Annotated in this window: 8 protein-coding genes and 3 pseudogenes; 8 read left to right on the plus strand and 3 right to left on the minus strand. The window is 67.1% G+C overall.

Annotated elements, in window-relative coordinates:
* Positions 1–715: 715 nt before the first annotated feature.
* Entirely contained in the window at positions 716–1999 is a 1284-nt protein-coding gene (locus RZ1_RS15480; protein ID WP_072813181.1) for a competence/damage-inducible protein A, read from the minus strand.
* A gap of 418 nt (positions 2000–2417) precedes the next feature.
* Here RZ1_RS15480 and RZ1_RS15485 point away from each other — a divergent pair, with 418 nt between their 5' ends.
* The 3 genes and pseudogenes from RZ1_RS15485 to RZ1_RS31880 all read left to right on the plus strand — a co-directional run.
* Complete coding sequence (locus RZ1_RS15485; protein ID WP_238071655.1) at positions 2418–2924, plus strand: hypothetical protein; 507 nt, start codon at positions 2418–2420, stop codon at positions 2922–2924.
* Between the two features lie 80 nt (positions 2925–3004).
* Positions 3005–3478, plus strand: coding sequence for an IF2 family translation initiation factor (locus RZ1_RS15490; protein ID WP_072813183.1), 474 nt, complete (start codon positions 3005–3007; stop codon positions 3476–3478).
* Positions 3479–3704: 226 nt separating this feature from the next.
* Positions 3705–3770: pseudogene (locus tag RZ1_RS31880) on the plus strand (hypothetical protein); the annotation flags it as partial.
* Between the two features lie 86 nt (positions 3771–3856).
* On the opposite strand, the pseudogene RZ1_RS31375 reads toward RZ1_RS31880, so the two are convergent.
* Positions 3857–4032, minus strand: a pseudogene (locus RZ1_RS31375) (GAP family protein); the annotation flags it as partial.
* A 180-nt stretch (positions 4033–4212) separates the two neighbouring features.
* Between RZ1_RS31375 and hpxO the strand changes: the two are divergent.
* The 4 genes from hpxO to RZ1_RS15515 all read left to right on the plus strand — a co-directional run bounded on the left by hpxO (position 4213) and on the right by RZ1_RS15515 (position 8500).
* Positions 4213–5370: an FAD-dependent urate hydroxylase HpxO gene (gene hpxO, locus RZ1_RS15500; RefSeq protein WP_072813185.1), complete on the plus strand. Its 1158-nt coding sequence runs from the start codon at positions 4213–4215 to the stop codon at positions 5368–5370.
* A 195-nt stretch (positions 5371–5565) separates the two neighbouring features.
* Positions 5566–6339 (plus strand): sulfite exporter TauE/SafE family protein, encoded by a 774-nt coding sequence (locus tag RZ1_RS15505; protein WP_072813187.1) that lies wholly within the window; start codon positions 5566–5568, stop codon positions 6337–6339.
* A gap of 80 nt (positions 6340–6419) precedes the next feature.
* Positions 6420–7766, plus strand: a complete 1347-nt coding sequence (locus RZ1_RS15510; RefSeq protein ID WP_072813189.1) for an MBL fold metallo-hydrolase — start codon at positions 6420–6422, stop codon at positions 7764–7766.
* 101 nt (positions 7767–7867) lie between these two features.
* Positions 7868–8500, plus strand: a complete 633-nt coding sequence (locus tag RZ1_RS15515) for a TetR/AcrR family transcriptional regulator (RefSeq protein ID WP_072813191.1) — start codon at positions 7868–7870, stop codon at positions 8498–8500.
* Positions 8501–8669: 169 nt separating this feature from the next.
* Here the strand turns inward: RZ1_RS15515 and RZ1_RS31785 are convergent.
* A pseudogene (locus RZ1_RS31785) lies at positions 8670–9086 on the minus strand (transposase); the annotation flags it as partial.
* Between RZ1_RS31785 and RZ1_RS15525 the strand changes: the two are divergent.
* Positions 9008–9249: helix-turn-helix domain-containing protein (locus tag RZ1_RS15525; RefSeq protein ID WP_169917969.1), on the plus strand; the 242-nt coding region annotated here is incomplete at its 3' end. The pseudogene RZ1_RS31785 and the gene RZ1_RS15525 overlap by 79 nt on opposite strands.

Genomic DNA, 9249 nt, shown 5'->3' on the forward strand with positions numbered 1-9249 from the left:
CGATCACCGTGCGCGGACAGGACGCCGCCACACCCTCATGTGGATCCTCGCGGAGCCCCGATATGCCGAATCAACAAACAGCTCACGCTGTTCGATGTCGAACCAGCCCCTACCCCGAACCCACCGACGTGTCCGCCACGCACGCTGCCTCAGCTTCCGGGGAATCGAATCGCGTCGAGACCGACGCAAACGACCACGACTGCGCCGAATCCCGTGTCCCGGTGGATCCAGCCCATGTCGCCATCGGCACGGAAATAGACCCCGATAGCCCGAAACGACCGACCACACGTGGGCCGAGCACAGAAGTCCCTTCGGCACCCGTCTGACCGGACCGGTCGACACCATCGACAGTCGCTGCGGGCGAGGGTTGAGGCGACTGCGGAAGTCATTCTGAAACGGTCGGTAGAACGTCACCATCAAGCACGAGGCGTTCATCTTCCGCCCGTCGTGGACGACGGACATCAGCGTCGAGTACCAGGGACGGACGGTGGCAATCGAATACGACGGTGCCTACTGGCATCGCGCAGACGCGAAGGCCCTTGTCGACCAGTGCAAAAGCCTGGATATACCCGCGGCCGGGTGGTGGTGCGATTGCGGGAAGACGATCTGCCACGCGGACTTGTGTTCGTCGACGGGCTCCGCGCACTCTCACGGGCAAGCGGGTGCGTCGGCTGCTGCCGCCTTGGCCGCAGCAATGGGTGGCGCGGATTCGGTCTCAACCTCGTTCGAGTTGTGCGACAACGAGATGCAGTGCGGCCGTGGTGGTGAGGGTTCGGACCCGTTCGCGGTCGCCGGGGAAGTGGCGGGTGATGGTGTAGGTCGGTCGTCCGTCGATCGCGACGCCGAAGCAGACTTTGCCCACTGGTTTGGTGTCGGTGCCACCGCCGGGACCGGCGATCCCGGTGGTGGAGACCGCGACGTCGGCTTTGAGACGGCGTCGGGCGCCCTCGGCCATAGCTGCGGCGACCTGTTCGCTCACCGCGCCGTGCGCGGCGATCATCTCGGCCGGTACGCCGATCAGGTCGGACTTGGCGTCGTTGGAGTACGAGACGACGCCACCCATGACATAGGCCGTCGACCCGGGGCGTGCGGTCAGACGCGCAGCGATGAGTCCGCCGGTGCACGACTCCGCAGTCGCGATCGACCGGCCGTCGAGGACGTCGACCAGCTGGTCTTCGATGGTGGAGCCGTCGGTCGAGAAGATCCGGCGCCCATGGTGTTCGGTGAGAACACCGAGAAGGCGGCGATAGAGGTCCGCGTCGCCGGAGGCGAATCGGGTCACCATGTCGAGTTCACCGTGTCGAAGACATGTGGTGATCTCGAGTCGGTCGAGGTCGGCGATCTCTGCTTCGGCCCGGCGCAGTGTCTCGGCGAGTTGTGCCTCGTGCAATCCGTAGGCGCGCACGGTTTCCTGCTGCAGGTCGTCGGCTCGGGACAGTACATCGGCGACGGCAGGTGAGGTGACCGCGCGGGGCCACATCGCCTGCAGCTCTCCGGGCGGCCCGGGCAGGATGACGATGGTCGGGATCGGCCGGTCACCGGTTACTGCGGGGATGACCACCCCCGGCGCTGTGCCGGTCGGCGGTAGGGCGGTGGCACCGGTGGGAACCTGTGCCTGCTTGCGGATCCCGATACGCGTCGGCCCTGCGTCGAGGTCCGGGGTGTGCGGGCGGTAGCGCCGGATGACACCCGCGATGTGTTCTTCGAGTTCGGGGTCGAGCAGTAGCTCGCGATTGCAGAACTCGGCAACGGTAGCGACGGTGAGGTCGTCGGCGGTGGGGCCGAGCCCACCGCTGGTCACGATCAGGTCGACGCCCTGATCGGCGAGGAAGCGCAGTTGTGCGATCAGGTCGGCGGGCCGGTCGCCGCAGATCGTGATGTGGGCGACGTCGACGCCGAGTGTCAGGAGCTGATGGGACAACCACGGTCCGTTCTGGTCGGCGATCCTTCCGGTTAGTACCTCGGTCCCGGTTACGACGATTCCTGCACGCACGCTCACGGCGTCGAGCCTAGTCGGCAGCGTCCCTGATCAGCGGTGACGTTGGCGAAACTCCCGGGACACAACGGGCGGGCAGTGCGCTCGCTGAGCGCTGGGACACACCTTGGTGTTCAAGACATGCTCGGCCAGCCAGGGGTTGTGAAATTCTCGTACAGACTGGTGCTTTCGCTTGCCATCTGGTCGACGAGGGCTGCTGCGGCCGCTCGCCGCTGCAAGCTCTGCGAGAACTGGGATTCATCGCTGGCAGGTCGCGGGTCGTCGTCGACTTCGTCGGCGCGCACATCCACCCTCTCGAGCCTCTCGAGGATTGAAGCCCACCGCGCCGGGCTACCCCTTCCCGTGGGGCCGTCCCTTTTGTATCCCGTACGGAAGGAGATGACCGTGGCCGAAGACAGCGCAGCCGACAGTGCGCCTCGGGTTGAAGCAGACCGTGATCGGCAAGGCGAAGGAGGTCGCCCGAGCTCTGACCGGCAACGATTCCCTCACTACCGAAGGCTGCCTCGACCAGGAGCAGGCCCGGCAGAACGGGAAGGCCGACACCCTCTCCCACATGGCAGAAGCCGAGAGCGAGGAGGCGGTCGAACAACTCGACGCCGTGCGCGAAGCCGGACAGCAGGAACGCGAGGCCGTGCAGCAGCGGACCGAGGCCGCCGAGTCGCAGGCCGAGCGAGAGGCGCGGGTCCGCAAGCAGGCCGCCGAACTCGAATTCCAGGAGAACGTGGTCCGGGAACAGTCCACGCGGCCGGTGAGGCCACGGCTGCCGAACGGCAGGCACGCCGCGAGGAGAACGCCCAAGTCACGGATGTCGCTGCGGAGGTCGCAGCCGCCGACGAGGACCACTGTCGCGCCTCCCACGACGCCGAACGCGCACGTCTCGAGGCCGACGAGCAACGCCGCAAGGCCGAAGCCCTCGATCGGACGCTGACCGACACTCCGGATCGCTGACGAACACCACCGACATTCCCCACCGGAGCTGTACCCCCATCGAAGCTGGAGATTTCGCCCATGAACCTCACCACCCTGCCCAAGATCGTCCTGCGACTGCAGTACAAGATCGCCCGGTTCCCCCTCGGGTTGGTCGAACAGCAGTTGAGGTTCCTGCCCACCGACGCCCCGCCGCGCCTGATGTACGAGCGGGGGCTGGGCATGCTGGACGGCATCGTCGGCAGCGTGCTCGACGACCAGGAGATCGCCACGCGCGGGGCGCTCGCCACCGAACGCGCCGACGCGGTGAAGCGCGCGGAGAAACTCGATGCCCAGGCCGCGGCAGAGAAGCGTGCGGCGGACGCCGAACTCCGTCGGGCGCATGAGCGGGCCGCCGCCGAGCAGGAAGCCGCGCAGAAGAAGGCCGCCGAGCCCGCCAAGGTCTCCCTCAAGGATGCGGTCGCCAAGCAGCTCGAGGTGAAGGAGGCGCAGGAGCGCGCACACGATGAGGGCGAGGTGGCCGAGTTCGAGAAGATCGAGCACAAGAATCCCTGAGCGCTTCGGCAGAGCCCTGAACGCGAAGCGCCTCGGTGGACCCAGCGCACAGACGACGAGACCCCGGTGCATCCTGTGCACCGGGGGATCGTCCGTCGGAAGCAGTTGCTACTTCACGGCACTGACTATCTTGCCGGGAACCACGATCACCTGCGCGGCGCGGCCCCGCCGAGCAGTGCGACGTGCATCCGTATCCGGTTGCGGCGGCGATACGCTCTGGTCGAGCATGACTGCCGCGTATGACGCGCTACCGGAGACGATGAAGAACGTCATCGACGGGCTCGAGGCCGGGCACGATTGGGAAAGGGAGCTGACCGGCGTCGTCCGCCGAGGAGAGGACGGCGAAGCACGGTACGAGGAAACACGCCGGAAGTGTCCGCTCGATCCGTCCGAATCCGAGGTGTCGAGAGCCCCGGACAGCAGCGTGACGATGCCGTGGCCGCGAAGATCCCCACGACCCAGCCCAGCGCGAATCCGGTGCCGGTGCTGCCGGCGTTCTTCGACAGCAGCATCAAGATGGCGGCGACGATGGGGATCCGCGAGATCGCGAGCAGGAGGCGCTCGAAGTCATGCGCACCGCGGTCGCGGCCCGGTAGCGCGAGGCCGGATTCCCGCCGCTTGTCGGACTCCCTCGACTTCGAGCAGGGGCGTAACACGTCCGTGAAACGCGCGTCGAAACGGTGTTACAGAAGCGCCATACGGTGATCCGGTAGTCGACGTGAGGAGCAGTACGAGTGAAGGCCATCATCATCGGCGCCGGAATGGGCGGACTCACTGCGGGAATCGCCTTGCGGCGCATCGGCTGGGACGTCGAGGTGTATGAGCAGGTGGTCGAGAACAAGCCGGTCGGCGCGGCGATCTCGTTGTGGTCCAACGGTGTCAAGTGCCTGAACTATCTCGGGCTCGAGCGGCAGGTGGCCGCACTCGGCGGGCAGATGGAGACCATGGCCTACCGGGACGGGTTCACCGGTGACACGATGACCGAGTTCAGCCTGCGGCCGGTCGTAGAGCAGGTCGGGCAACGGCCCTACCCGGTGTCACGCGCCGAGCTCCAAGCGATGCTGATGGACGAGTTGGGCTTCGAACACATCCGGTTCGGAATGCGCATGGTGGACCTCGTCGACGACGGCAGCGCCGTGACCGCCCGCTTCGAGGACGGCAGCACCGCCACCGGCGACATCCTCATCGGCGCGGACGGGGCGAGGTCCCGGACCCGGGACTACGTGCTCACAGAACCAGTCGAACGTCGCTACGCGGGTTACGTCAACTTCAACGGTCTCGTCGACATCGACGAGACCATCGCGCCGGCCACGCAGTGGACGACCTATGTCGGGGACGGCAAACGCGTGTCCCTCATGCCGATCGCCGGCGGCCGCTTCTACTTCTTCTTCGACGTCCCGCTGCCCGTCGGGGTCGACTACGAACGGTCCCGGGCGAAAGAGGTACTCGGTGAGCACTTCTCCGACTGGGCGCCGCAGGTGCACAAGCTCATCTCCATGCTCGATCCGTTCGCGGTCAACCGGGTGGAGATCTTCGACATCGACCCGTTCGACACATGGGTGAAAGGCCGGGTGGCATTGCTCGGCGACGCCGGGCACAACACCACCCCCGATATCGGTCAGGGCGGCTGCTCCGCGATGGAGGACGCCGTCGTGCTGGCCATCGCACTGCAGACCAACACGCTCGGCGTCGAGGATGCCCTCGTCCGGTACCAGAACCGCAGGACCGCCCGCGCGGGTGAACTGGTGCTGCGTGCCCGCAAGCGCTCCGATGTCACCCACGCGAAGGACCCCGAGATCACCCGGGCCTGGTACGACGAACTGCGCACCGAGGACGGCACCGGCATCATTCGGGGCATCGTCTCGAACATCGTCGGCAACCCGCTGGGCTGACGGGCGAGGGCCGCACCTGACCGGAGCGCCCGTGGTCACCGGCGTAGCCTACCCGGCACTGCACGTATCCGGGTTGATCCCGCCACGACCGGGTACCGCTGAGAGATGCACTCGGCCGATCGGTGGGTACCGCCGCGTCCGGCCCGCGAACGGGCCCGGGCGTGATCGTTCCGGGCGCACCGAGGGAGGAAGGGCATGATCTGGGTGATCACGCTCGGTCTCGGCGTGGTGATCGGGGTGCTGCTCGGGTTGCTCGGTGGCGGCGGGTCGATCCTCGCCGTGCCCGCTCTGGTGTATGGTGCCGGGCTGGGCATCGAACAGGCGATACCCATCTCGCTGATCGTGGTCGGCGTCGCGTCGGCGGTCGGTGCCCTCCCGAAACTGCGTGCGCGCCAGATCGAATGGCGGCTCGCGGCGGTGTTTACCGCAGCCGGAATTCCGGCCACGTTCGCCGGCAGCTCCGTCGGACGACTGATCCCCGAGTCCGCGCTGCTGATCGGCTTCGCCGTGGTCATGGTGGCAGCCGGCACACGGATGCTCATCGACCGCGGCGACACCGGAACAGCGTGCAGCACCGAAGGATCCGGGATCAACTGGCGACGATGCGCGCCGCGCGCAATACCCGCCGGGCTCGCGGTGGGATTCCTGACCGGCTTGTTCGGGGCCGGCGGTGGATTTCTCATAATCCCGGCTCTGGTGCTGATGCTCGGGATCGAAATGTCCGTCGCGGTGGGCACTTCGCTGGTGATCATCGTCGCGAACTCCGCTGCCGGGCTGCTGTCGCACCTGAGCGGCACGAGTATCGACTGGGCGATCACGGCCGCGTTCGCGGGCACGGCGATCGCCGGTTCGCTGATCGCCGGTCACCTGGGCACCCGAGCGGACACCGACAGGCTCCAGCGGTGGTTTGCGTACCTGGTCTTCGCCGTCGCCGCCTACATCCTCGTCGACACCGTCTTCCTGCGGTGACCGCAATAGCGACCAGCGTGGTTTTACCCCTACCGGCACGGGTATCCGTCCCGACGGGTCCGTCGACGAAGGAGCACACCATGGACGTGTCGATCATCGAAACCTCCAGTTTGGGCGATCGCAGCTATCTGGTCAGCGCCGGTGACGTGGGCGTGGTGATCGACCCGCAGCGCGACATCGACCGCATCCTGAAGCTCGCTGCCGAACACGGCGTGCGGATCACCCACGTGTTCGAGACCCACATCCACAACGACTACGTCACCGGTGGCCTCGAACTCGCCCGCACCGTCGATGCCGAGTACATCGTTCCCGCCGGCGACGATCTCGGATACGAGCGCCGCGCTGTGGTCGACGGCGACCTCATCGAGGCCGGGCCGATCCACATGCAGGTGATGCACACCCCCGGCCACACCCATCACCACGTCAGTTACGTACTGCGCGACCCCGACCGCAGCATCGTCGGAGTCTTCACCGGCGGATCGATGCTCTTCGGTACCACCGGACGCACCGACCTGGTCGGCAAGGGGCACACCGACGAACTCACCCACGCGCAGTACCACTCCGTGCAGCGCCTCGCCGGCGAACTGCCGTCGGAGACGAAGGTGTATCCGACACACGGGTTCGGCAGCTTCTGTGCGGCGACCCCGGCCAGCGGCGACGCGTCGACGATCGGCCGAGAGCGCACGTCCAATCCTGCGCTGACCCAGGACGAACAGAGTTACGTCGACGAGCTGCTCGCCGGGCTCGCCGCGTATCCGGCCTACTACGCGCACATGGGGGTAATCAACCGGGCCGGCCCGCCGCCGGTCGATCTGTCGATGCCCGAACCGGTCGACCCTGTCGAACTGCATCGACGTATCGACGCCGGCGAATGGGTGGTCGATCTGCGCGAGCGCACCGCGTTCGCCGCCGGACATCTCGGAGGCACGCTCGGATTCGAACTGTCCGGATCCTTCGTGACGTATCTCGGCTGGCTCTACAGGTGGGGTGCGCCGCTGACCCTGATCGGGGAGAACGAGGAGCAGGTCCGCGATGCGCGGCGCGAACTGGTCCGGATCGGCATCGATGACCTCCACGGCGCCGCGGTGGGCGAGATCCACACCCTCGTCGCGGGTGCCGAGCTGCGTTCGTACCGGGTCGGTGATTTCCCGGCCTTGGCGGAGGCGCTCGCCGAACGCGACGTCGCCGTGCTTGATGTACGCCAGGTGAACGAGTTCGAGGAGGCGCACCTCGATGGGGCGATCAACATCCCGGTCCACTGCCTGCCGACCAGCATGGACGACGTCCCACAGGGCGAGGTCTGGGTGCACTGCGCATCCGGCTATCGATCGTCGATCGCCGCGTCGATGATCGACAGCCGGAAACGCACCGTCGTGCTGGTCAACGACGAGTTCGACCGCGCGATGGAGCTCGGACTCGCACAGTGACGCGATAAGGGGTCGGTGAGTGCCGGTATGGGACAAACACTGCCGCAGGCTCGGTGTGGGATGCTCTGCGGAACGATTCCATCGAGCCGGGAGACGCAGGTTTGAGTACTCGACCACCGCTGGGAAGGCCCGTCGGGGCGAGTGGCGAGGAGACCCGGCAGCGGATCCTGGCCGCGACGATGCGCAGCGTGGCCGAGGTCGGGTACGCGCGGGCGACGATTCGCGAGATCGCCCGTACCGCGGGGATCACCAGCGGAAGCCTGTACCACTACTTCCCGAACAAATCCGAGCTCATCAAGGCCACGTTCGGCGAACTCGCCGACATCGCGGTACCCCGACTCGCCGACGCGGCCACCGATGCCGACGGCGTCGTGGGCAAGCTGATGGCCCTGTTCGACGAGGGCGGCAAGGTGACCCGCGAATATCCGTACGCGGTCGCCTTCGATCGTGCCATCCGGGTCGAGAGCGCCGAACATCTGCATCTAGGGGAGGACGCCGACACGCTGTTCGCCACGTTGCGTGCCGTGGTGGTCGGCATCGTCGACGGCGCCCGCCAGGACGGGGAACTCGATCCGGACGTCGACGTGGACGGTGCGGCCAACGCGATCTTCGCGATCCTGCGAGGCATGTACGAACTGGCGGCGTCCGCGTCGGCCGCGCAATACGACGCGACCCTCGACGCCGTGAAACGGTTGATCCAGGGCACGCTGTTCGAGCCGTCCCGCCGGGTGTGACGCGGTCGATGTGCCGGGCCGGTGATGACCGGCACGGCACATCGATGCGGCGGTCCCGTACTACCGGAATGTGCGCCAGTGCTTCGTCGTTGACGGCGGGGGTGAAGGCGCACGCGGGAGGCCCGCCAGGGCCGAATGTGTCCTGGACGGGACGGTCCTGGTGCTCGATGTACTGCTGCAAGACCGAGGTCCGGGCACCATCGGCCGAACCCGCGACACAGGAACCCGACCGCAGTCTATGTGCCCGCCGGTGGTGTGCGGCTGCTCGGGATGCCACGGCGGGCCGCTGGACCGGCTCGGGGGACTCCTGCCGTATCCGCCGCGGTGTGACACCCTCGTGGGAGTTCACCGGCTTCGATACGGCACCTGTTGGTGGGAAGTTCACCGGTAGGTGCACGTGATGGCTCTCGCCGTGGAATTCGACCGGCTCGCGAGTGGCGTACAAGGAGAGCGTCCTGCCCGGCGGGGTCGGATCACTGTGTCGGACCCTGTGGTTATGGTCGCGGTGTGCAGCTCCGGTACCGGTACCGCCTCTGTCCGACGCCCGGCCAGCAGAACGCGCTGGCGCAGGCGTTCGGGTGCGCACGGGTGGTGTTCAACGACGCTATCGCGGCACGCGAGCATGCTCGCCGGGCGGGGTTGCCGTACCCGACGGACGCGGAGTTGTCGAAAGCCCTCACCGCGGCGAAGAAGACTCCCGAGCGGTCGTGGCTGGGTGAGGTGTCGTCGGTGGTGTTGCAGCAGGCCCT

It is taken from the genome of Rhodococcus zopfii NBRC 100606 = JCM 9919, from assembly GCF_001895025.1.
GTDB classification, from domain to species: domain Bacteria; phylum Actinomycetota; class Actinomycetes; order Mycobacteriales; family Mycobacteriaceae; genus Rhodococcus; species Rhodococcus zopfii.